This is a genomic window from Bradyrhizobium sp. 61 (assembly GCF_023073075.1).
GTDB lineage: Bacteria > Pseudomonadota > Alphaproteobacteria > Rhizobiales > Xanthobacteraceae > Bradyrhizobium > Bradyrhizobium barranii.
The window spans coordinates 73956-96578 of record NZ_JADPIU010000084.1; the positions used below are offsets into that span (position 1 = coordinate 73956).

21 protein-coding genes are annotated in these 22623 nt (G+C 65.3%); 16 read left to right on the top strand and 5 right to left on the bottom strand.

The window, feature by feature from the left end:
- Nucleotides 1–3: 3 nt before the first annotated feature.
- From IVB46_RS33870 to IVB46_RS33880, 3 genes are read left to right on the top strand one after another with little or no spacing between them, the layout of a single operon-like run.
- A complete protein-coding gene (locus IVB46_RS33870) occupies nucleotides 4–2208 on the top strand; it encodes an amylo-alpha-1,6-glucosidase (RefSeq protein ID WP_247307748.1) in 2205 nt (734 codons plus the stop codon).
- A 22-nt stretch (nucleotides 2209–2230) separates the two neighbouring features.
- Nucleotides 2231–2764, top strand: coding sequence for a PRC-barrel domain-containing protein (locus tag IVB46_RS33875; protein ID WP_247307751.1), 534 nt, complete (start codon nucleotides 2231–2233; stop codon nucleotides 2762–2764).
- A gap of 23 nt (nucleotides 2765–2787) precedes the next feature.
- Nucleotides 2788–4101 (top strand): MFS transporter, encoded by a 1314-nt coding sequence (locus IVB46_RS33880; protein WP_247307754.1) that lies wholly within the window; start codon nucleotides 2788–2790, stop codon nucleotides 4099–4101.
- 42 nt (nucleotides 4102–4143) lie between these two features.
- Here IVB46_RS33880 and IVB46_RS33885 read toward each other — a convergent pair whose 3' ends face one another.
- The 4 genes from IVB46_RS33885 to fixL all read right to left on the bottom strand — a co-directional run bounded on the left by IVB46_RS33885 (nucleotide 4144) and on the right by fixL (nucleotide 7550).
- Complete coding sequence (locus tag IVB46_RS33885; RefSeq protein ID WP_247307756.1) at nucleotides 4144–4842, bottom strand: helix-turn-helix domain-containing protein; 699 nt, start codon at nucleotides 4840–4842, stop codon at nucleotides 4144–4146.
- 103 nt (nucleotides 4843–4945) lie between these two features.
- Nucleotides 4946–5368, bottom strand: coding sequence for a response regulator (locus tag IVB46_RS33890; protein WP_247307759.1), 423 nt, complete (start codon nucleotides 5366–5368; stop codon nucleotides 4946–4948).
- A gap of 43 nt (nucleotides 5369–5411) precedes the next feature.
- Nucleotides 5412–6029: a response regulator FixJ gene (fixJ, locus tag IVB46_RS33895; RefSeq protein ID WP_014497070.1), complete on the bottom strand. Its 618-nt coding sequence runs from the start codon at nucleotides 6027–6029 to the stop codon at nucleotides 5412–5414.
- A 3-nt stretch (nucleotides 6030–6032) separates the two neighbouring features.
- A complete protein-coding gene (gene fixL, locus IVB46_RS33900; protein ID WP_247344508.1) occupies nucleotides 6033–7550 on the bottom strand; it encodes a sensor protein FixL in 1518 nt (505 codons plus the stop codon).
- Between the two features lie 207 nt (nucleotides 7551–7757).
- Here fixL and IVB46_RS33905 point away from each other — a divergent pair, with 207 nt between their 5' ends.
- From IVB46_RS33905 to IVB46_RS33960, 12 genes are all read left to right on the top strand, one after another.
- The gene (locus IVB46_RS33905; RefSeq protein ID WP_247307765.1) at nucleotides 7758–8591 is read left to right on the top strand and encodes a universal stress protein; all 834 of its coding nucleotides are present in this window, start codon (nucleotides 7758–7760) and stop codon (nucleotides 8589–8591) included.
- A gap of 37 nt (nucleotides 8592–8628) precedes the next feature.
- Nucleotides 8629–9054, top strand: coding sequence for a CBS domain-containing protein (locus IVB46_RS33910; protein ID WP_247307784.1), 426 nt, complete (start codon nucleotides 8629–8631; stop codon nucleotides 9052–9054).
- Nucleotides 9055–9355: 301 nt separating this feature from the next.
- Nucleotides 9356–11005 carry a cytochrome-c oxidase, cbb3-type subunit I gene (gene ccoN / locus IVB46_RS33915; protein WP_247307795.1) on the top strand — a complete coding sequence of 550 codons (1650 nt, stop codon included), beginning with the start codon at nucleotides 9356–9358 and terminating at the stop codon, nucleotides 11003–11005.
- Nucleotides 11006–11015: 10 nt separating this feature from the next.
- Complete coding sequence (ccoO, locus tag IVB46_RS33920) at nucleotides 11016–11750, top strand: cytochrome-c oxidase, cbb3-type subunit II (RefSeq protein WP_247307812.1); 735 nt, start codon at nucleotides 11016–11018, stop codon at nucleotides 11748–11750.
- A 13-nt stretch (nucleotides 11751–11763) separates the two neighbouring features.
- Nucleotides 11764–11928, top strand: coding sequence for a CcoQ/FixQ family Cbb3-type cytochrome c oxidase assembly chaperone (locus tag IVB46_RS33925; RefSeq protein WP_018457132.1), 165 nt, complete (start codon nucleotides 11764–11766; stop codon nucleotides 11926–11928).
- 6 nt (nucleotides 11929–11934) lie between these two features.
- The gene (gene ccoP, locus IVB46_RS33930; protein WP_247307815.1) at nucleotides 11935–12810 is read left to right on the top strand and encodes a cytochrome-c oxidase, cbb3-type subunit III; all 876 of its coding nucleotides are present in this window, start codon (nucleotides 11935–11937) and stop codon (nucleotides 12808–12810) included.
- Nucleotides 12811–12922: 112 nt separating this feature from the next.
- Complete coding sequence (gene ccoG, locus IVB46_RS33935; protein ID WP_247307837.1) at nucleotides 12923–14389, top strand: cytochrome c oxidase accessory protein CcoG; 1467 nt, start codon at nucleotides 12923–12925, stop codon at nucleotides 14387–14389.
- Nucleotides 14390–14404: 15 nt separating this feature from the next.
- Entirely contained in the window at nucleotides 14405–14890 is a 486-nt protein-coding gene (locus IVB46_RS33940) for a FixH family protein (protein WP_247307840.1), read from the top strand.
- Between the two features lie 11 nt (nucleotides 14891–14901).
- Entirely contained in the window at nucleotides 14902–17094 is a 2193-nt protein-coding gene (locus IVB46_RS33945) for a cation-translocating P-type ATPase (protein WP_247307843.1), read from the top strand.
- Nucleotides 17094–17261, top strand: a complete 168-nt coding sequence (gene ccoS / locus IVB46_RS33950; RefSeq protein ID WP_014497059.1) for a cbb3-type cytochrome oxidase assembly protein CcoS — start codon at nucleotides 17094–17096, stop codon at nucleotides 17259–17261. The genes IVB46_RS33945 and ccoS overlap by 1 nt, the downstream gene beginning before the upstream one ends.
- A gap of 128 nt (nucleotides 17262–17389) precedes the next feature.
- Complete coding sequence (locus IVB46_RS33955) at nucleotides 17390–18532, top strand: patatin-like phospholipase family protein (protein ID WP_247307846.1); 1143 nt, start codon at nucleotides 17390–17392, stop codon at nucleotides 18530–18532.
- Between the two features lie 77 nt (nucleotides 18533–18609).
- Nucleotides 18610–19560, top strand: coding sequence for an oxygenase MpaB family protein (locus tag IVB46_RS33960; protein ID WP_247309081.1), 951 nt, complete (start codon nucleotides 18610–18612; stop codon nucleotides 19558–19560).
- Between the two features lie 150 nt (nucleotides 19561–19710).
- Here the strand turns inward: IVB46_RS33960 and glgA are convergent, their stop codons facing one another.
- Nucleotides 19711–21126: a glycogen synthase GlgA gene (glgA, locus tag IVB46_RS33965; RefSeq protein WP_247307849.1), complete on the bottom strand. Its 1416-nt coding sequence runs from the start codon at nucleotides 21124–21126 to the stop codon at nucleotides 19711–19713.
- Nucleotides 21127–21319: 193 nt separating this feature from the next.
- Here glgA and IVB46_RS33970 point away from each other — a divergent pair, with 193 nt between their 5' ends.
- A complete protein-coding gene (locus tag IVB46_RS33970; RefSeq protein WP_247307852.1) occupies nucleotides 21320–22516 on the top strand; it encodes a CoA transferase in 1197 nt (398 codons plus the stop codon).
- Nucleotides 22517–22623: the final 107 nt, after the last annotated feature.

Here is a 22623-nt window from a genome sequence, read left to right on the forward strand (position 1 = left end):
CTCATGGCAGCCGAAGCCGTAACCCAGATCATCTCGGTAACGCAGACGGAGGAGGCCGTCGCGGAGCAGGCGTTCTACATTCCGATGACGGGGCCCGCCGCGCGGCCCCGTCGGTCGCTCAAGCACGACGACACCTTCATCGTGCTGGACAGCCATGGTGACATCGGCGCCTCCGCGGGCGGGCCGGACGGCCTGTTCAATTGCGACACGCGCTATCTGGCGCGGCTGGAGCTCGTGCTCGACGATCTCCAGCCGCTGCTGCTCGGCTCGAATCTTCGCGATGACAATTCGGCCTTGACCGTCGATCTCACCAACCCCGATATCTATCGCCAGGGCCGCATCGTGCTGCAGAAGGACCTGCTGCACATCGTGCGCACGATCTTCCTCTGGCGCGGCACGGCCTATCAGCGCATCGGCGTGCAGAACCATGGCGACCGTCGCGCCAGCCCGGAGCTGACGCTGCTGTTCGACAGCGACTTCGCCGATCTGTTCGAGGTGCGCGGCGAGCGGCGCCCGCACCGCGGGACCGGCACCAGCAAGTTGCTCGGGCCGACCGACGTGCTGTTCCACTATCGCGGCCTTGACGATGCCGTGCGTACCACCGGCCTGCATTTCGACCCGCGTCCGACGCGGTTGTCGGTGAATGCCGCGACCTGGCAGCTCGACCTGGACCCGCACCAGTCGAAATCCCTGTTCGTGGCGGTGTCCTGCAACCGGCCGATCGCGGAGAAGCCCGCGCGCTTTTTCAGGGGCCTGCTCGCCCATCGCCGCGAGATGCGCCAGTCGACGACGGGCATGGCCAGCATCGAGACGTCGAACAACATCTTCAACGAGGTGCTGTGCCAGGCCATGGCCGACCTCAACATGCTGATGACGGAGACGCCGCAGGGGCGTTATCCCTATGCCGGCATTCCCTGGTACTCAACGACGTTCGGCCGCGACGGCCTGATCACCGCGCTCCAGATGCTGTGGATCGATCCGCGGGTCGCGAAGGGCGTGCTGCGGCGGCTCGCGCATTTTCAGGCAGAGACGGTCGATCCGCTGAACGATGCCGCGCCCGGAAAGATTTTGCACGAGATGCGTGGCGGCGAGATGGCTGCGCTTCGCGAGGTGCCGTTCGCGCAATATTACGGCAGCGTGGATTCGACCGCCTTGTTCGTGCTGCTCGCCGGGAGCTATTTCGAGCGCACCGGCGACGAAAAGACCCTGACCGAGCTGTGGCCGGCGATCGAGGCTGGGCTGGCCTGGATCGACGGCCCCGGCGATCCCGACAGGGACGGCTTCGTCGAATACCAGCGCGCCACCGAAAAGGGCCTCGCCAACCAGGGCTGGAAGGACTCGTATGACGCGATCTTCCATGCCGATGGCCAGCTTGCGGAAGGCAATCTCGCCCTTGCCGAGGTGCAGGGCTACGTCTTTGCCGCCAAGCAGCTCGCCGCACGTTGCGCGTTGCGGCTCGGCAAGCCGGACCTCGCCAAAAAGCTCGAGACCGAGGCCAAGGCGCTGGCCGAGCGGTTCGAGAAGGCATTCTGGTGCGAGGAGCTCGGTACCTATGCGCTCGCGCTCGACGGCAGGAAACGACCTTGCAAGGTGCGGACATCCAATGCCGGGCAGGTGCTTTTCAGCGGCATGATCCGCGAGGACCGCGCACGTCTCGTCGCCGCCGATCTGATGGCGCCGCACTTCTTCTCGGGCTGGGGCATCCGCACGGTCGCGCAAGGCGAGGTGCGCTACAATCCGATGTCCTATCATGACGGCTCGATCTGGCCGCACGACAATGCGCTGATCGCGCTCGGGCTCGCGCGCTACGGGCTCAAGCATTCGGTGGCGCATGTCTTCAAGGGCTTGTTCGACGCGGCGACATACATGGACCTGCGGCGGCTGCCCGAATTGTTCTGCGGCTTCCGGCGCGAGAAGCGGCGCGGCCCGACGCTCTATCCGGTCGCATGCGCGCCGCAGGCCTGGGCCAGCGCGACGCCATTCACGCTGCTGGAGGCGGCGCTCGGCATCGAGTTCGACGTCGCGCGCGGCGAGATTCGCCTGCGCAATCCGCATCTGCCGGCGTTCCTGAACGAGGTGATCCTGCGCGATCTGCGCCTGGGCAATTCCAGCGTGGATCTGCGCGTCAGCCGTCACGGCGACGACGTCGCGCTGGAGGTCTTGCGCACGCGCGGCCAGATCCAGGTCTCGATCGTGCTGGCGCGCTAGCGGCGCCTGCGAGGAGGGTTTTATGCGTACCGCCGGATGGTTGGTTCTGAGCGCAGCGATCGTCGCGGGATTGACGGTCGCCGTATCGCGTGCCGCGGAGGAACCGCCCGCGGGCCCAACGACGCCCCCCAGCGAAGCGAACGCGCCGGCCGCGGTGCAGCCGTCGACCTCCACCGTGCCGGTCACGCCGAAGGACGCCGCGCCGCCGCCGTCCGTGACCATCATCGGTGCGAGCGACGCCCATGGCGTGCTCGGCCGTGACGTGCGCAGCGCAGCCGACGAGGATATGGGCCGCATCGTCGACATCATCGTCGACCGCGCCGGCCGCGTGCGCGCCGCCGTGATTGATTTCGGCGGTTTCCTCGGCGTAGGCAGCCGCAAGATCGTGGTGGACTGGAACGCAATGCGGTTCGGCAAGATTGCCAACAAGAAGGACAGCATCACACTGGAATTGACCAAGGCGCAGGTCGCAGCCGCGCCGGAATACAAGGAAGACACGCCGATGGTGGTGCTCGGCGCGTCCGGCAGCCTGCAGCCGCTGCAAGCGATTCAGTGAGGCGCGGGGAGGGATGGCCGCCGGTGCTGTTGTCGAGGAAGCGGAACCACGCAGATCGCGATAGCCGGGTTGAACGGTACAAGGTTGCCGCGCCGCCGCCTGCGGGCCTTCCGGCGCCGTCGCGCCAGAGCCTGCGCGGCCTCGACTGGTTCATCTTCTTCCTCGCCGACGTGCAGACCGGGTTCGGCCCCTTCATCGCGGTCTACCTCACGACGCAGAAATGGACCCAGGTCGAGATCGGTCTCGTGCTGTCGATCGGTGGCATCGTCGCGCTGATCGGGCAGATGCCGGGTGGCGCGATCATCGATGCCGCGAAGTCCGAGCGGCTGGTCGCAGGCCTTGCGATCGCGACCATCGGCTTCTGTGCGCTCGCCTATGCGGCGATGCCGATCTTTCCCGTGGTGGTGGCCGCGGCCACGCTGCATGCGGCAGCGAGCTGCGTGCTGGGGCCGGCGATCGCGGCGATCAGCCTCGGCCTGGTCGGTCCGCTTGCGATCGGCGAGCGGCTCGGCCGCAATGCGCGCTTTGCGTCCCTCGGCAACGGCGTCGCCGCCGCCGTGATGGGCACGGCCGGCTATCTGCTGTCGAGCCGCTCGGTGTTCCTCGTCACCTTCCTGCTCGCGATTCCGACCCTGATCGCGCTGTCGCGCATCCGCGAGGAGGAAGTGGACATCGCGCGCTGTCACGGCGAGATGCCGCGCGAGGCGCCGGTTCCGGGCGACACCAATATCTGGCACCTGATCCGGCAACGCCCGCTCATCGTCTTCGCGCTGAGCGTGCTGCTGCTGCAATTGGCGAACGCCGCGATGATGCCGCTGATGGCGAGCGCGGTGACGGCGCGGTCGAGCCAGTGGGCAACGGTGCTCGTCGCCTTCTGCATCGTCGTGCCGCAGGCGATCGTGGCGCTGCTGTCGCCGACGGTCGGGCGCAAGGCGCAGCTCTGGGGCCGGCGGCCGCTGCTGCTGATCGGATTCGCTGCGCTGACGATCCGGGGCCTGCTGTTTGCGACCGTGCGCGATCCCTATCTGCTGGTCGCGGTGCAGGTGTTCGACGGCATCACGGCGGCGGTGTTTGCGGTGATGATCCCGCTGATCGTGGCCGACGTCGCCTTCGGCAGCGGCCATTTCAATCTGGCGCAAGGCATTGTCGGGACCGCGACCGGCATCGGGGCGTCCTTGAGCACGGCGCTTGGCGGCTATGTCAGCGACAAGTTCGGCAATGCCACCGCCTTCATCGGGCTGTCCGGCGTTGCCGCGACCGGGCTTCTGCTGATCCTCTTTGTGATGCCGGAAACCCGGCGCACCGGCATGATCGCGCCGAAAAAAATGGCCGGCTGAACGAATTCAGCCGGCCAAAGCGGGTGGGGAGGAAGACAGAAATCAGGCATCGAGATTGTGCAGGCGCTGACGGTTGCGCAGCACGATCTGACGGGCGCCGGAAAATCCCAAAATGCCCTGGGCGTGAAGCTGCGACAGCGCGCGCGACACGGTTTCCAGCGTCAGGCCGAGATAGTCGCCGATGTCGCGGCGGCACATCGGCAGTGCCATCATGCCGGCTACCGCGAGGCGGCGGTCCATCTCGAGCAGGAAGGTTGCAACGCGCTCCATCGCGGTCTTGCGTCCGAGCAGCAGCATGTGGTCCTCGGCGTGACGTAGTTCGCCGGCGGTCATGGCCCAGAGCTTGCGCGCGACCTGCACATCGGTGCCGGCGGCCTTCTCCAGGCTCGCGCGCTTCACCAGGCGCACGGTCGTGTCGATGATGGCTTCAGCGGCGAGGCGGTGGCTGGGACCGGATTCAAGGCCGAACACGTCTCCGGGGAGATGGAAGGAGCCGATCTGGCGGCGGCCGTCGGAGAGCAGCTTGTAGCTGCGCACCGCGCCGGTGATGACCTGGTAGACATATTCGGCCGGCTCGTCCTCGCCGTAGATCTCCTCGTCCTTGCGGTAGGAGAACTCGGTGGCGACGAGGCCGACATGGCCGGCGATTGCGCCGAACTGGTCGGAGACGGGATGGGCAGGAGCGATCTTGGCACGAACTTGCGTGTTGATCGCCTGGGTGTTGAGCGTCTCGGTCAGCATCTGCGCCATCTCCGTTGTGATGACGCTTTGGTACGCGGGTTCGGGCGCTTCGAAAATTTCGCGAGATATCTTAAGGGGGGTTACCTACGTAGAACCCCGTAGGTCAGTTGCCGCGGCCGCCCTGGATGGCGTGGCGGATGCACTTGACCAGGGTTTCGTCGAGAAGCGGCTTCAAGATCACGTCCTTGACGCCTGCGGCTGCCGCCCGGGCCGAGATGTTCCCATCGGGATAGCCGGTGATCAGGATCACGGGCGTGCCCTCGTCGGACTGGCGCAACCGGCCGGCCAGCTCGATGCCGTTGATGTCGGGCATCTTGTAGTCGATCACGTAGCAGTCTGCCCCCTGCGCGCCGCTGGCATTCAGCAGGGCCGTGGCATTCCTGAAGGTCCGCACGGTAAAGCCGTCGGTTTCCAGCAGGAATTGCAGGGATCCCAGCACAGCGGCATCATCGTCGACAACGTAGACGGTGGGCTTTGCGGATGACGTCACTGGAAGCCGCTGTTGGTGCGAGCCGATCTCGATCATCCCCTTTGGCTAGCACGGCCCGGGAGAATGATTTTGACTTGCCTCAATCCTTCAGCATCCCGGCGCGCATCGCCAGCCGGACCAGCTCCGAGAGGCTGTTGGCCTGCATCTTGGTCATGACGTTGGCCCGGTAGACCTCGATGGTGCGGGGGCTGATGTCGTATTCACGGGCGATCAGCTTGTTGGAGAGGCCCGCGATCAGCCCTTCCATGACCTGGCGCTCGCGCGGGCTGAGGGAGGCGACGCGGGCGGCGATGTCCTGCGAGATCGCCTCGTTCTTCGCCGCCGGCTCGGCCTGGCGGATCGCCGTCTCGATCATGGTGGTGAGGCGGTCGTCCTCGAACGGCTTCTCGAGAAAGTCGACCGCCCCCAACTTCATCGCCTCGACCGCGAGCGGCACGTCGCCATGGCCGGTCATGATCAGGATCGGGAACGGGCTTTGCTGCGCCTTCATCCGCTTCAACAGCTCGATCCCGTCGATTCCGGGCATGCGCACGTCCGAGACGACGCAGCCGAAGGCAAGGCCGGGCAGGACATCGAGGAAGGCTTGCGCATCGTCAAACAGGGTGACGCCGAAGCCGGAGGAATCCAGCAGGAAGTGCAGCGAGTCCCGCATCGCCTCGTCGTCGTCGATGACGTAGACATGTCCCTTGGTCGTCATGGATCAATTCTCATCGGCTGCCGGGAGAGTGAAGCGGAATGTCGCGCCGCCCGATGCGTTGCTCTCGGCCCACATGCGTCCGCCGTGAGCCTCGATGATCGAGCGGCTGATGGACAGTCCCACGCCCATGCCGGTTTCCTTGGTGGTGAAGAAGGTCTGGAACAGGTTGGGAATGACGTCGCCCTGGAATCCGGAGCCGGTGTCGGACACCTCGACCTCGATCATGTCGTCACCGACGCGGGTGTTGGCGACGACGAGCTCGCGCTGCGGCGACTGCGCCATCGCTTCCAGCGCGTTGCGGAACAGATTGACCAGCACCTGCTGGATCTGAACGCGGTCGGCGAGCACGAGATCGGCGTCGGGATCGAGGCTGAAGCGGAGCTGCACGTTCTGCTCGCGTGCGCCGGCAAGCCCGAGCGCGCCGGCTTCCTCGATCAGCTTGGACAGGCTCTCGACCCGCTTCTCGGACTCGCCGCGGGAGACGAAGTCGCGCAGGCGGCGGATGATCTGGCCGGCGCGCAAGGCCTGCTCCGCGGCGCGATCCATCGCACTTTCGATCTTCGGCGTGTTGGGGTCGGTGCTGCCGGCCAGCAGCCGCCGCGACCCCTTCATGTAGTTGCTGATCGCCGCCAGTGGCTGGTTGATCTCGTGGGCAAGCGCCGAGGCCATCTCGCCCATCGCGGTCAGCCGCGACACGTGGACGAGCTCGGACTGCAATTCCTGGAGCCGCGCCTGGGTCTGCTGGTGCTCGGTGAGGTCGCGGACGAAGCCGGTGAAATAGGGCTCGCCGCCGGACTGCATCTCGCCGATCGACAGGTGCATCGGAAAGGTCGTGCCGTCGCGGCGCTTGCCGGTCACGATGCGGCCGATGCCGATGATGTGCGGATCGTTGGTGCTGCGATAGCGCGCGATGTAGCTGTCGTGGCGGGTGCGGTCGGGCTCCGGCATCAGGATGCTGACGTTCTGGCCGATCGCCTCCTGCTCGGACCAGCCGAACAGGCGCTCGGCGGCGGTGCTGAACAGTTGCATGATGCCGCGGCCGTCGATGACGATCATGGCGTCGGGAATGGTGTGAAGGATCGAGCGGAGGTGGGTCTCACGCGTGCGCAGGGCTTCCTCGACCTGCTTCTCCTCGTCGATATCGAGGAAGATGCCGCTGAGATGGCGCGCGACGCCGGATTCGTCTCGAATCAAGCCGGCGCGGGCCCTGATCCATTTGCCTCGGCCGGAGTTGCCGGAAATCCTGAAGGAGACGTCGAAGCCGCCGCCATGCTCGGAGACCTGCTTGATCGCGTTCTCGACGCGAGCGCGGTCGTCGGGCTCGAGACGCGACAGGAAGAGGTCGTAGCTCGCCGGCTGGCCCCGCTCGATACCGAGCAGCATCCTCGCGGTTTCCGACCACTCCAGCTCGCGCGTCGTGAGGTCGAGATCCCAGGTGCCGACGCCGAATCCCTCGATCCGGACCCGGAAATGCTCGCCGCGACTGTCGTCTGGCGGATGCGTTACGCGGGTCGGCGACAATCGATGACTCCCATCTTCGCGCGGCGGGCGTGGTGCCGCGAACATGACCGCAATTTCGCCCATGGACCGGCCCGAGGCAAGTTCGGATGTCTGATTCCATTGGCGGATTTCCCGCAAGGTCGCGCCTGGCGATTTGATCTACCTCATCCTGCCCCGTCACGGCGAGGCTAGATTTCGCGCCAGTTCATAGCTGAGCGGAGAATCCCAATGACTTACGCGACCGTGATGGTCAGCCTGGCGCTCGACCAGTCCAACGAGGCGCGCCTTCAGGTCGCGGGCGAACTCGCCGAGCGATTCGAGGCGGCCATTATCGGGGTTGCCGCGGGGCAGTTCGCGCCGCCGCTCTATTTCACCGACGGCGCCGAGGCCCAGAGCCTTATCGATCAGGAGGAAGCCTCGATCAGGAAGCGCCTCGCCGATCTGGAGGCGCAATTCCGCGCCGCCACGAAGGCGCGCGACGGCCGCGTGGAGTGGCGCGGCGCCATGGATTTTCCGGCGCGTTTCGTGCTGGCGCAGGCGCGCTGCGCCGACATCATCGTCAGCGGCGGCCACAGCCCGGCTTTCTCCGACGCGTTCGCGCTCGCGAGCCCCAAGGACCTGGTGATGCAGGCCGGCCGCCCGCTTCTCGTCGTTCCCGACAAGGTCAACTGGCTCGACCTGCGCAGCGTGCTGGTGGCGTGGAAGGACACGCCGGAGGCGCGGCGCGCGGTGGCCGACGCGCTGCCGCTGCTGCGCAAGGCGAGGGACGTCACCATCGTCGAAATCCCGGAGCGCGACGACGATCGTTCGGCGGTGATGGCCGGCGTCACCGACGTTGCCGCCTGGCTCGCCCGTCACGGCGTCACCGCGAGCGCACGCGTCTCGGAGGCCGTGCAGAACGCAACCGCTGCCGCGCAGTTGGAGCAGGTCGCCGGCGACCTCGGGGCCGGCCTGATCGTGGCGGGCGCCTATGGTCATTCGCGCTTTCGCGAGCTGATCCTCGGCGGCGTCACCGAATATCTGGTCACCCAATCCGCCCGCAGCGTGCTGCTGTCGCACTGACGGCCGGTCGGCCAAAACGAAAATCGGAGGACGCGCTGTGTACAAATTTCTTGAAGAGATCGTCGACAGCTACATGACCCGCAACGTCACGACGGTGCGGCGCGACCACGACCTGCTCGCGCTCAGCGAGATGTTCGAGCGTGATGATTTCAACTCCTACCCGGTCGAGGACGACGGGCAGGTGGTCGGCATCGTCACCAAGTTCGACATCCTGAAGTGCTTCGCGTTCACGCCGAGCCAGATGCTGCCGCGCTATCGCGACCTGATGAGCCGCAGGATCGGCGACGTCATGACGCCCGAGTTCATCTATGTCAGCCCCGACACGCGGCTGACGCGCGTGCTCCAGATCATGGTCGAGCACCGCATCAGGAGCATCATCGTGCTCGACGGCGCCGAGAAGCTGGTCGGAATCATCGCCCGCGAGGACGTCATCAAGGCGCTCAAGGCCACGGCAAGGGAGTGACTTCTTCCTTCTCCCCTCATGTCCGCCGAAGCCTTGGCGAAGGCGGATGTGGGAGAAGGTGGCGCGAAGCGCCGGATGAGGGGTTCTCTCCACCGAAAGACTCTCCGTGCGGAGCCAACCCCTCACCCAAGTGAGTGCGCGGCACCGTCCTCGCTGCCCTCTCCCACAAGGGGAGAGGGCACTTCAACTGACGGGCGCCGCATCACTCACCCGAATAGAAATCCACCCATCTTGATTTCAATCAATTCGCCGCGAGGTCGAATGTGGTTTCTGGCGGCGTGTTCTTTCAGAGAGAATCCGCATGAGCCAGCCCTCCATCTCCAAATCCATGACCATCGGTGAAAGCGGCCTGGCTATCGTGTTCGCAGTCGCCGCCTTCCTTTGCGTGATCGCCTCGGCCAAGGCGCTCGATTCGGCCTTTGCCTTCCATGCCGCGCTCAGCGCAGCGGCGAGCTTGGCTGTGGTCTTTGGCATCATCAACCGCTACTTCGATCGTCCGGCAGCGCTGCCGCCGGCGGAGATCAACGGCCGCCCCAACTACAATATGGGTCCGATCAAGTTCACCGCCGTCATGGCGATGTTCTGGGGCATTGCCGGCTTCCTCGTCGGCCTCATCATCGCCTCCCAACTGGCGTGGCCCGCACTGAACTTCGATCTGCCCTGGACCAGCTTCGGCCGGCTGCGTCCGCTGCACACCTCCGCGGTGATCTTCGCCTTCGGCGGCAACGTGCTGATCGGCACGTCGCTCTATGTCGTGCAGAAGTCCTGCCGGGTGCGCCTTGCGGGCGACCTCGCGCCCTGGTTCGTCGTGATCGGCTACAATTTCTTCATCCTGATCGCCGGCACCGGTTATCTGCTCGGTGTCACCCAGTCGAAGGAATATGCCGAGCCGGAATGGTATGCCGACCTCTGGCTCACCATCGTCTGGGTCGCCTATCTGCTGGTCTTCCTTGCCACGATCATCAAGCGCAAGGAGCCGCACATCTTCGTCGCGAACTGGTTCTACCTCGCCTTCATCGTGACGATCGCGGTCCTGCATCTCGGCAACAATCCCGCGCTCCCCGTCTCGGTGTTCGGCTCGAAATCCTACGTCGCCTGGGGCGGCATCCAGGACGCGATGTTCCAGTGGTGGTACGGCCACAACGCGGTCGGCTTCTTCCTGACCGCCGGCTTCCTCGCCATCATGTACTATTTCATCCCGAAGCGCGCGGAACGGCCGATCTATTCCTATCGGCTGTCGATCATCCACTTCTGGGCGCTGATCTTCCTCTACATCTGGGCCGGTCCGCACCATCTGCACTACACGGCGCTGCCGGACTGGACGCAGACGCTCGGCATGACCTTTTCGATCATGCTGTGGATGCCCTCCTGGGGCGGCATGATCAACGGCCTGATGACGCTGTCGGGCGCCTGGGACAAGCTGCGCACCGATCCCGTGCTGCGCATGCTCGTGGTCTCCGTCGCCTTCTACGGCATGTCGACCTTCGAAGGACCGATGATGTCGATCAAGGTGGTGAACTCGCTCAGCCACTACACCGACTGGACCATCGGCCACGTGCATTCCGGCGCGCTCGGCTGGGTCGGCTTCGTCTCCTTCGGCGCGCTCTACTGCCTGGTGCCGTGGGTGTGGAATCGCAAGGGCCTCTACAGTCTGAAGCTCGTCAACTGGCACTTCTGGATCGCGACCCTCGGCATCGTTCTCTACATCTCGGCGATGTGGGTGTCCGGCATCCTGCAGGGCCTGATGTGGCGCGCCTACACCTCGCTCGGCTTCCTCGAATATTCCTTCATCGAGAGCGTCGAGGCGATGCATCCCTTCTACATCATCCGCGCCGCCGGCGGCGGGCTGTTCCTGATCGGCGCGCTGATCATGGCCTACAATCTCTGGATGACCGTTCGCGTCGGCGAAGTGGAAGTCCAGATGCCCGTCGCGCTTCAGCCGGCGGAATGAGGAGCCTTCCATGTCGTTCTGGACACGCCACCAAATCTTCGAAAAGAACTCGATCGTCCTGATCGTCGGCATCTTGCTGGTGATCGCGATCGGCGGTCTCGTCGAGATCACTCCGCTGTTCTACCTCAAGAGCACGATCGAGGCGGTCGACGGCGTCAGGCCCTACACGCCGCTGGAGCTTGCGGGCCGCAACGTCTACGTCCGCGAAGGCTGCTATCTCTGCCATTCGCAGATGATCCGCCCGCTGCGCGACGAGGTCGAGCGCTACGGCCACTTCTCGCTCGCCGCCGAGAGCATGTACGACCACCCGTTCCAGTGGGGCTCGAAGCGGACCGGTCCCGATCTCGCCCGCGTCGGCGCCAAATATTCCGACGTCTGGCACGTGACCCATCTGACCAACCCGCGCGCAATCGTGCCGCAGTCGGTGATGCCGGGCTATCCATTCCTGAGCCAGACCGAAGTCGATCCCGATACGATCGCCGACCACATGAAGACGCTCAAGGCCATCGGCACGCCCTACACCGACGACCAGATTGCGAACGCGGGCGCCGATCTGAAGGCCCAGGCCGATCCCGACAATGCCGGCTCAGACGCCTTCGGGAAGCGCTACGCCAAGGCCGTCGTGCGCAATTTCGACGGCAAGGCCGGCACGCCGACCGAGATGGACGCGCTGATCGCGTACCTGCAGATGCTCGGCACGCTGGTCGACTTCAAGCTCTACAACGAGAAAGCCAATCTTCGCTGAGAAGGCATCACCGATGAAAGCCATCCTGACACTCGACAATCTCGCGTCTGGTCTCGTGACCACGATCTGGACGCCGGTGTTCGTCGCGATCTTTCTCGCGATCATCGCCTACGCATTATGGCCCCGCAACAAGGCCGCTTTCGACGAAGCGGCGCACCTGCCGTTGCGGGAGGAGTAAGAGATCATGACCGATCATCATGGCGACATCGATTCCGTCACCGGCAAGTCCACGACCGGACATGAGTGGGACGGCATCAAGGAGCTCAACACGCCGCTGCCGCGCTGGTGGGTGATCTCATTCTACCTCACCATCGTTTGGGCGATCGGCTACTGGATCGTCTATCCGGCCTGGCCGCTGATCTCCAGCAATACCACGGGCCTGTTCGGCTATTCCTCGCGCGCCGACGTCGCGGTCGAGCTCGCCAACCTCGAGAAGGTCCGGGGTGACAGGATGGCGGCGCTGGGCGCGGCTTCGCTCGCCGACATCGAGAAGGACCCGGCCTTGCTGGCGCTTGCACGAGCCAAGGGCAAGACCGTGTTCGGCGACAATTGCGCGCCATGCCACGGCTCCGGCGGCGCCGGCGCAAAGGGCTTTCCGAATCTCAACGACGACGACTGGCTGTGGGGCGGCACGCTCGACCAGATCATGCAGACCATCCAGTTCGGCGCGCGTTCCGGTCACGCCAAGGCGCATGAGGGCCAGATGCTAGCCTTCGGCAAGGACGGCGTGCTGAAGGGCGACGAGATCGTCACGGTCGCCAATTACGTGCGGTCGCTGTCGGGCCTCTCGACCCGCAAGGGCTTTGATGCCGCGAAGGGCGAGAAGATCTTTGCGGAGAATTGCGTCGCTTGCCACGGTGACGGCGGCAAGGGCAACCCGGAGATGGGCGCCCCGAATCTGACCGACAAGATCTGGCTCTACGGTTCTGACGAAGCGAGCCTGATCGAGACCATCAGCCTCGGCCGCGCCGGTGTGATGCCGGCCTGGGAAGGGCGGCTCGATCCTGCCACCATCAAGGCGATGGCGGTTTACGTCCACTCGCTGGGCGGTGGCAAATAGCCTGCTCGCGACAAGCGGGGGCGAACAAAAGTGTCCCCGCTTGAGCTGGATCAACTGACGCGCTCGCGCCGGGTCTAGGTTTAATCGCACCTTTTCGAGAAGCTTCTTGGCGATGAACAAGACCGTGAACCCGAACGACCTCACATCGAACGATGACAATGGGCCGCTCTACGTAGCCCAGAAGAAGGTGTATCCCCAGAGCGTCTCCGGTACGTTCCGCCGGATCAAATGGGGCCTGATGGCGGTCTGCCTCGGCGTCTACTACTTCCTCCCGTTCGTGCGCTGGAATCGCGGCATCGGTGCTCCCAGCCAGGCGGTGCTGATCGATCTTCCCAACAGCCGCTTCTACTTCTTCTTCATCGAGCTGTGGCCGCAGGAAATCTACTACTTCACCGGCCTGCTGATCGTCGCCGCGGTGGCGTTGTTTCTGATGAACTCAGTCGGCGGCCGCATCTGGTGCGGCTATCTCTGCCCGCAGACGGTGTGGACCGATCTGTTCTATGCGGTCGAGCGGCTGGTCGAGGGCGACCGGCGCGAGCGGATGAAGAAGGACAAGTCGTCCGATCCGATGAAGCTGGAGCGCATCTCCGAGATCGTGCTCAAGCATTCGATCTGGCTCCTGATCGCCTGGTGGACCGGCGGTGCCTGGGTGCTCTATTTCAACGACGCGCCGACGCTGGTGAAGGAGCTCGTCACCTTCCAGGCGCCGATGATCGCCTATATCTGGATCGGCATCCTGACGGCGACGACCTATGTGCTCGCCGGCTTCATGCGCGAGCAGGTCTGCACCTATATGTGCCCGTGGCCGCGCATCCAGGCCGCGCTCACCGACGAATGGGCGCTCAACGTCACCTATCGCTACGACCGTGGCGAGAAGCGCACCTCGGTGAAGAAGGCGATCGAGCTGCGTGCGCTCGGCGAACATGTCGGCGACTGCGTCGACTGCTATCAATGCGTCGCGGTCTGCCCGACCGGCATCGACATCCGCAACGGACCGCAGCTCGAATGCATCCAGTGCGGACTCTGCATCGATGCCTGCGACAACGTGATGACCAAGATCGGCCGGCCGAAGCGGCTGATCGGCTACGACAACGACATCAACATCCAGCGCCGCCAGGAAGGCAAGGCGCCGGTCTACCGCATCGTCCGGGCCCGCACCGTCGCGTACAGCGCGATCATCGCGGCGGTCGGCGGCATCATGATCTACACGCTCGCGACCCGCAGCCTGCTCGACGTCAACGTGCTGCACGACCGCAACCCGGTCGCGGTTAGGCTCAGCGACGGCTCGATCCGCAACGCCTATACGGTGCGGCTCTTGAACAAGAGTGGCTATGACCGCGTCATCGCGATCGACGCCAACGGTCCGGCCAACTTGACCACGCATGTCGTCGGCATCGATTCCGTGACGCCCGATAGGCCGATGATCGTGATCCCGCGCGACTCCACCAGCGAGCTGCGCCTGCTGGTCACCGCGCCGGCGGAAAGCAATCCGGAAAAGTCGGTTCCTGTTCGCTTCCACGTCACCGACATCGGGCTCGGCGAGGTCGCCACCGCCACCGACAATTTCGTATCGCCCTAGGATCAGGAGACTGCCATGGCCACCAAGCCGCTGACCGGAACAAAGGTGTTCCTGATGCTGGTCGCCTTCTTCGGGCTCGTGATCGGCGTCAACGTGACCATGATGAAGCTCGCGATCGCGACGCTGCCCGGCACCGACGTCGACAGCCCCTATGCCGCGGGCCTCACCTATGATCGCGAAATCTCGGCGGCGCAGGACCAGGCCGCGCGAAATTGGCAGGTCAATGCCCATATCGAGCGCCGCGCCGATGGCGCTGCCACGCTTCAGGTCGAGGCGCGCGATGCGAGCGGCCAGCCGATGAGCGGGTTGAAATTCGGCGGACGTCTGGAGCGGCCGACCGACAAGCGCGCCGATCTCGCGGTCGAGCTGTCGGAAGCCGGCATCGGCATCTATCGCGGCAATGCCGCGTCGGTTGCACCGGGCCAGTGGGATCTCGTGATCGAAGGCGAGGCGCGGGGAACACGCGTGTTCATGTCGCGCAACCGCGTGATCCTGAACTGAAGGACATCGTCATGCAGGTCACGCGGGATTTTTCGCATTACGTCCGAGCCGCGGGCGAGGGTATCAAGCACATCGATCTCGCGGTCGAGGGGGTTCACTGCGCCGGCTGCATGGCCAAGATCGAGCGCGGACTGTCGGCCATCCCTGACGTCACGCTGGCGCGCGTCAACCTCACCGACCGCCGCGTCGCGCTGGAATGGAAGCAAGGTACGCTCGATCCGGCCCGCTTCATCGACCGGCTCGAAGAGCTCGGCTACAAGGCCTATCCTTACGAGACCGAAAGCGCGGAAGCGACCGAGGTCGCGGAATCCCGCTTCCTGCTGCGCTGCCTCGGCGTTGCCGCGTTCGCCACCATGAACGTGATGATGCTGTCGATCCCGGTCTGGTCCGGCAACGTCTCGGACATGCTGCCGGAGCAGCGCGACTTTTTCCACTGGCTGTCGGCGCTGATCGCGCTGCCGGCGGCGGCCTATGCCGGCCAGCCGTTCTTCCGCTCGGCCTGGCGCGCACTGTCGGCCAAGACCACCAACATGGACGTGCCGATCTCGATCGGGGTGTGCCTTGCACTCGGCATGTCCGTGGTCGAGACCATCCATCACGCCGAGCACGCCTATTTCGACGCGGCGATCATGCTGCTCACGTTTCTTTTGGTCGGCCGCTTCCTCGACCAGAACATGCGGCGGCGGACCCGCGCGGTCGCCGGCAATCTCGCCGCGCTGAAGGCGGAGACGGCGGCCAAGTTCGTCGGGCCCGACGAGATTTCGCAGGTGCCGGTCGCGGCGATCCATCCCGGCGACATCGTGCTGCTGCGGCCCGGCGAGCGTTGCGCGGTCGACGGCACGGTGATCGAGGGGCGTTCCGAGATCGACCAGAGCCTGATCACCGGCGAGACGCTCTATGTCACGGCGGAGAGGGGCACGGCGGTCTATGCGGGTTCCATGAACATCTCCGGCACGCTGCGGGTGCGGGTCTCGGCGGCGTCGGAGGCGACGCTGCTCGCCGAGATCACGCGGCTACTCGACAACGCGCTGCAGGCCCGCTCGCGCTACATGCGGCTCGCCGACCGCGCCTCGCGGCTCTACGCGCCGGTGGTGCATGCGACCGCGCTGATCACCATTTTGGGCTGGGTCATCGCGGGCGCCGGCTGGCACGATGCGATCGTGACCGGCGTGGCCGTGCTGATCATCACCTGTCCCTGCGCGCTCGGGCTTGCGATCCCGACCGTGCAGACGGTGGCCTCGGGCGCCATGTTCAAGGCGGGCGTGCTGCTCAATTCCGGCGACGCCATCGAGCGGCTGGCCGAAGCCGACCACGTCATCTTCGACAAGACCGGCACGCTGACGCTGCCCGATCTCGAAGTGATGAACGCGGCCGATATTCCCGCGGACATTTTTGAACTTGCCGGCCGGCTCGCGCTGTCGAGCCATCATCCGGTCGCCGCCGCCGTCGCGCAGGCCGCTGGCGCAAGGTCGCCGATCGTTGGCGCGGTCGAGGAGGCCGGGCAGGGTGTGCGCGCCGTGGTGGATGGTGTCGAGCTTCGCCTTGGCCGTCCGTCCTTCTGTGGAGCCGAAGCGCTGGTTGCCGACGTGACAAATCTCGATCCCGAGGCCTCTATCGTGGCTTTCAGCAAGGGGACCGAAAGATTTATCCTCTCGGTGCGGCAGGGCCTGCGGCCGGACGCGCAGGCCGTGATCGCGGCGCTGAAGGCGCGCAATATCGGCATCGAGATTCTCTCCGGCGACCGTGAGCCCGCGGTGATCGCGGCGGCCCATGCGCTGGGCATCGCCGAATGGCGTGCCGGCGTCACGCCGGCCGACAAGATCGCGCGGATCGAGGAGCTGAAGCGGCGCGGCGCCAAAGTGCTGATGGTCGGCGACGGCATGAACGACGCGCCCTCGCTGGCGGCCGCCCATGTCTCGATGTCGCCGATCTCGGCCGCGCATCTCAGCCAGGCGACCGCCGATCTCGTCTTCCTCGGCCGGCCGCTGGCGCCTGTCGTCGCCGCCATCGATTCCGCGCGCAAGGCACTGCACCTGATGCGGCAGAACCTCTGGCTGGCGATCGGCTATAACGTCCTCGCCGTGCCGGTGGCAATCAGCGGCGTGGTGACGCCGCTGATTGCGGCGGCGGCCATGAGCGGGTCGTCGATCCTGGTGATGCTGAATTCGTTGCGGGCGCGCAATGCGTCACGGGAGATCGTGTGATGGAGATCCTGGTCATCCTGGTGCCGCTGGCGCTGATGCTCGGAGGCGCCGGCCTCGTCGCCTTCCTCTGGTCGCTGCGGAGCGGCCAATATGACGATCTCGACGGCGCAGCGTGGCGGGCCATCGCCGACGACGAGCCGCCGCAGGACGCCCCGGTCAAGCGCTAACCGTTGGTTCCGCGCTGCCCTTTTCGGACATGGTCGCTGGACGGCCGGCGGTCGCCGGGCGTAACAATGCCGGAGGATTTTGCGTAGAAGCGACGGAGCAAGCTCTCCGGAGCAGGAGCGTGACGAGCATGCAGAAAAATGTCGGAGTGTGCGGGCCTAACGATCTGCCGGGACAGGTCGTGCTGGTGCTGCAAGGCGGCGGTGCGCTCGGCTCCTATCAGGCGGGCGTCTACCAGGCCCTGCACGAGGCCGGGATCGAGCCGGACTGGGTCATCGGCACCTCGATCGGCGCCATCAACGGGAGCCTGATCGCCGGTAATGCGCCGGAAAACAGGCTCGCACGCCTGAAGGAGTTCTGGAAGCGGATGGAGCAGAATCCAGTCTGGGCTCTGGGGGGCGCCTTTCCCGACTTCAGCGAGAAGCTCACCTATTTGTCGACTGTCACCAACGGCATTCCCGGCTTCTTCCGGCCCAACCCGCTGGCGCATGCGGGAGATTCCTTTCCGCTCGGCGCCGATCATGCCGGCTTCTATTCGACCGCGCCGCTGGAGAAGACGCTGAGTGAGCTGGTCGATTTCGATCTGGCCAACCGCTGCGCGCCGCGACTGACGGTCGGTGCGGCTCATGTCGGCACCAGCGAAATGCGCTATTTCGACAGCCGCGACGGCGAACTGACGGTGAAGCATGTCATGGCTTCGGGCGCGTTGCCGCCGGCCTTCCCGGCGGTGCGCATCGATGGCGAGCTGTATTGGGACGGCGGCATCCTGTCGAACACGCCGACGGAGGCCGTATTCGATGACAATCCACGCAGGGATTCGCTGATTTTCTCCGTGCATCTGTGGAATTCCGTCGGCGCCGAGCCGACCACGATGGCGGAGGTCTTGAACCGCCATAAGGACGTGCAGTACTCCAGCCGCATCGCGAGCCAGATCGTGCGGCAGCAGCAGGCCCATCGCCTCCGCCACGTCATTAACCAGCTTGCCGCGCGGTTGCCCGAGAGCGAGCGCAACGATCCCGCGGTGAGGGAGTTGATGAGCTACGGCTGTCCGACCCGCATGCATGTGGTGCGGCTGCTGGCGCCGCAGCTCGATCGCGAAACCCACACCAAGGATATCGACTTCAGTCCGTCAGGCATTACGCGGCGCTGGCATGCGGGCTACGCCCACACGAGATCGGTGCTGGCGCGAAAGCCGTGGATCGGTGAATTCGATCCGCTCGCCGGCGTGGTGCTGCACGAGCATATGGACGAGATGCCGATGGCGGCGGAGTAGGGCCGCGTCCGCTTTCATCGAATTGCCACAGGCCCTGCGGATTGTCGGCCGTCGTCCGCTTTTGAGAGGCCTTGCAGTTGGTATCCGGGAACGATCTGGAATTGGCCCTCGATCGGGTCCGCGCTGACGCCGCGGGACCGGTTGCCGGCGTGTTCGGCCCTGACACGGTGACCTGGCAGATCGACCGGGAGGCCCTCATCTTTCTCGGCGCCGGCCGCGCGCTGTTGCTGCAGCTGGCGCATCCCTGGGTCGCTGCCGCCATCGCGGAGCATTCACGGACCCTTGCCGATCCGATCGGCCGCTTCCATCGCACCTTCGACATCGTCTTTGCCATGGTGTTCGGCTCGCTCGACCGGGCGCAGTTGTCGTCCCGGCAATTGCATCGGCGCCACAGCATGATCGTCGGCGCGATGCCCGAGGCCGTCGGTCCGTTCGCGGCAGGCTCGCGCTACTGCGCCAACGACATTCCGTCGTTGCGCTGGGTTCATGCGACGCTGGTCGAGACCGCGGTGATGGCGCATGACCTGGTCCTTCCGCCGCTCTCGGCGGAGGAGCGCGAGCGCTACTGGGGCGAGAGCCGGATGTTCGGCGCCTTGTTCGGATTGACGGCCGACGATTTGCCCGCGGACTGGTCCGGCTTTGCGGCCTACACCGCGGCGATGGCGCAGTCGGATACGCTGACCGTCAGCCCGGCGGCGCGCGAGATCGCCGCGCAGATCCTTGGCGGCGCCCGTCCGTGGTTGCGGCCACCGCGATGGTATCGCGCGCTCACGGCGAGTTTGTTGCCGGAGCGCCTGCGAGCGGGCTTCGGGTTTGAATTCGACGAGCGCGACAAGCGGGCAGCCGACAATGCGCTGAGATGGATCAGGCGCGTCTATCCCAAACTGCCGGATCGGCTGCGCTATGTCGGTCCCTACCAGGAAGCGCAGGCACGGCTGCGGGGCGAGCCGCAGCCCGACTGGATGACCCGGTGTCTCAATCGCGCCTGGATCGGGCGGCCGCAAATGGATGTGCGCGGGAAGGGGTGAGGTTCTCAGCTCTTGGAGTGACGGGCGATAGAGTGGCGCGCCTCTCTCCACATCGTCATTGCGAGCGCAGCGAAGCAATCCAGACTGTCGCCGCGGAGACAGTCTGGATTGCTTCGTCGCTTCGCTCCTCGCAATGACGGGGAGGTCGCCTCACACCGACGCCAGCCTCCTATACAGCGCGCTATAACTGCCGGCCGAGATGCTCCAGGAGAACGATCGTCCCATCGCGCTGCGACGCATGGAGTCGAGCTGGTCATGCGCCACGAAAGCTGAGAAGGCGCGGCGGACCCCGCCAAGGAAGGATTCGTGCGAGGGTTTTGAGAACAGAAAGCCGGTCTCGCCGTCGGTGATGGTCTCGGCGAGGCCACCGGTCTGGTGACCGATCGGCAGCGAGCCGAAGCGCTGGGCGTACATCTGGCTGAGGCCGCACGGCTCGAAGCGCGACGGCATCAATGTGAAATCGCTGCCCGCGAAGATGCGCCGCGCCTGGGCGTCGTTGAAGCCGATTGTGACCCCGATCGCGTCGGGGCGGCGGCGATGTGCGTCGATCAGTGCCTGCTCGAGCGCGGGCTCGCCGGAGCCGGTGACCACGATCTGCCCGCCGGCGTCGATGATCTCGTCGGCGGCCGACAGCACGAGGTCGATGCCCTTCTGGTGCACGAGGCGTGCGACGATCGCGAACATCGGCCCGCGCGAGACCGCCAGGCCAAACTGCTTGCGGATATAATCCGCATTGGCCTTCTTGCCGACCCAGTCGCCGGCGCCGAACTGCTGGGCCAGCTGGGAGCAGGAGCGCGGGTCCCAGCTCTCGTCGATGCCGTTGAGAATGCCGGTGAGCTCGGCCGCGTCGGAGCGGACACGAAGCAGGCCTTCGAGGCCGCAGCCGAATTCCTCCGTCGTGATCTCGCGTGCATAGGTGCCGCTGACGGTGGTGAGGTGCGAGGCATAGACCAGCCCGGCCTTGAGGAAGGAGAGCTGGTCGTAGAACTCGACGCCGTCGATATGGAAGGAACTCTCGGGGACGCCGATCCGCCGCAGCGAGTCCTTCGGGAAGAGTCCCTGGTAGGCGAGGTTGTGGATGGTCAGGATCGACGGCAGCTTGGCGCCGCGCCAGGCGAGGTAGGCCGGCACGAGCGAGGCCTGCCAGTCATTGGCATGGATCAGGTCTGCTGCCCAATTCTTGTCCAGCTTGCCCATGGCCAGCTCAGCGGCTGCCGAGGCAAAGCGCGCAAAGCGGATGTCGTTGTCCGGCCAGTCGTGTCCGGACTCGTCGCCATAGGGATTGCCGGGCCGGTCGTAGAGTTGTGAGCACAACAGCACATAGACCGGCAGCCCGTCCTTGGTCGCAGCCCGGCCAAGCGAGCAGGCCGGCATCTCCGCGAGCGCCGGGCAGCGGCCAACGATCTGAATATGCGTGAGTTGTTCGATGATGTCGCGGTAGCCGGGCAACATGACCCGGATATCGGCGAGAGGGCGAAGCGCCCTGGGAAGGGCAGCGGAAACGGCGCCGAGTCCGCCAACGCGGACGAAATCGTCCATCTCGGTTGTGACGAACAAGACCCTCAAGAACAGCTGCCCTCTTCCGATCCCGTTTATTGCTATGCAAGAACGGGTCCAGTTGTCCTGGAATTCCAAGCCCGCCCGTCAGACGTGTCCGTTCGGTAAAGACTTTCCTACTCACCCGCCGCCCTCTAGGGTCGGCGCATCAACAAGAGAGAACTTCGATAGTTCCTAAGAGGCCGAGGGGGCGTAAGCAGGCATGTCGTTAGCAGATAAGCATGAGGGGACGACGACAAAGGCCTTCGCGGGCCTCAGGGTCCTGGATTTTTCGACCACCATCGCCGGTCCCCACTGTGCGCGGATGCTTGCCGACATGGGCGCCGAGGTCATCAAGATCGAGACCGATGGCGGCGAGACGATGCGCACCCGGCCGCCGCTGCGCAAGGGGTGCAGCACCGTATTCGGCCAGCTCAACGTCGGCAAGAAGAGCGTCGTGCTCGATCTCAAGTCCGAGGAGGGCAAGGAGGCGGTGCGCCGGCTCGCCGCGACCGCCGATATCCTGGTCGAGAACTTTCGCCCCGGCGTGATGCACCGGCTGCGGCTTGACTACGACCGCCTGCGCCCGGTCAATCCCAAGCTGATCTATTGCTCGATCTCGGGCTACGGCCAGACCGGTCCCTCGGCCGAGCTGCCGGCCTATGCGCCGGTGATCCATGCGGCCTCCGGCTACGACATGGCGCATCTCGCCTACCAGCCCGGCCGCAGCCGGCCGGATTATTGCGGCATCTACCATGCCGACGTCGTCACCGGCACCTACGGTTTCGGCGCGATTGCGTCGGCGCTCTATCAGCGCACCGTGACCGGGCAGGGCCAGCACATCGACGTTTCGATGCTGGAGACGATGCTGAGCCTGACGGTGATCGAGCTGCAGAGCTCGCAATTCGCGGTGAAGCCACCGCCGCGCCCGATGTTCGGGCCGACCGAGACGGCCAATGGCTATGTCATGATCACGGTCGCGAGCGAGAAGACGTTTCAATGCCTGATGGGTGTGATCGGCCGCCCCGAATGGATTTCCGATCCGCGCTTCTCCACCTACGCCGCGCGCCGCGAGAACTGGGCTGACATGATGGACGGTGTCGAGGCCTGGTCGCGGCCACTCACGACCGACGCGTGTCTTGTCGCGCTTGGCGCGGCCGGTGTGCCGGCCTCGGCCTATCGCACCGTGTCCGAGGCGCTGGCCGATCCGCAACTCGCGCACCGGCAGGCGTTCTCGTCCGTCGAGGACGAGGGTGGCTCGTTCCAGGTGCTCAATCTGCCGTTCCGGATGTCGGGCGCCGACACCACGCCCGCCAAAACGATGGCCGTGCTCGGCGAGCACACGGACGCATTGCGCCAGGAGATCGGCCTCGCCGGCGATGCTCCAATTCCGTCAGGCAAAACGGCTGCGACAAACTGAGCGCATCGCAGCACCACTACAGCGTTTGATCTCTCGCGTGTTCCTCTTGCCGTGGCGAACATTTATCGCCAAGCTCGCCTCCGAGTCATTCAACGATCCGAAACATC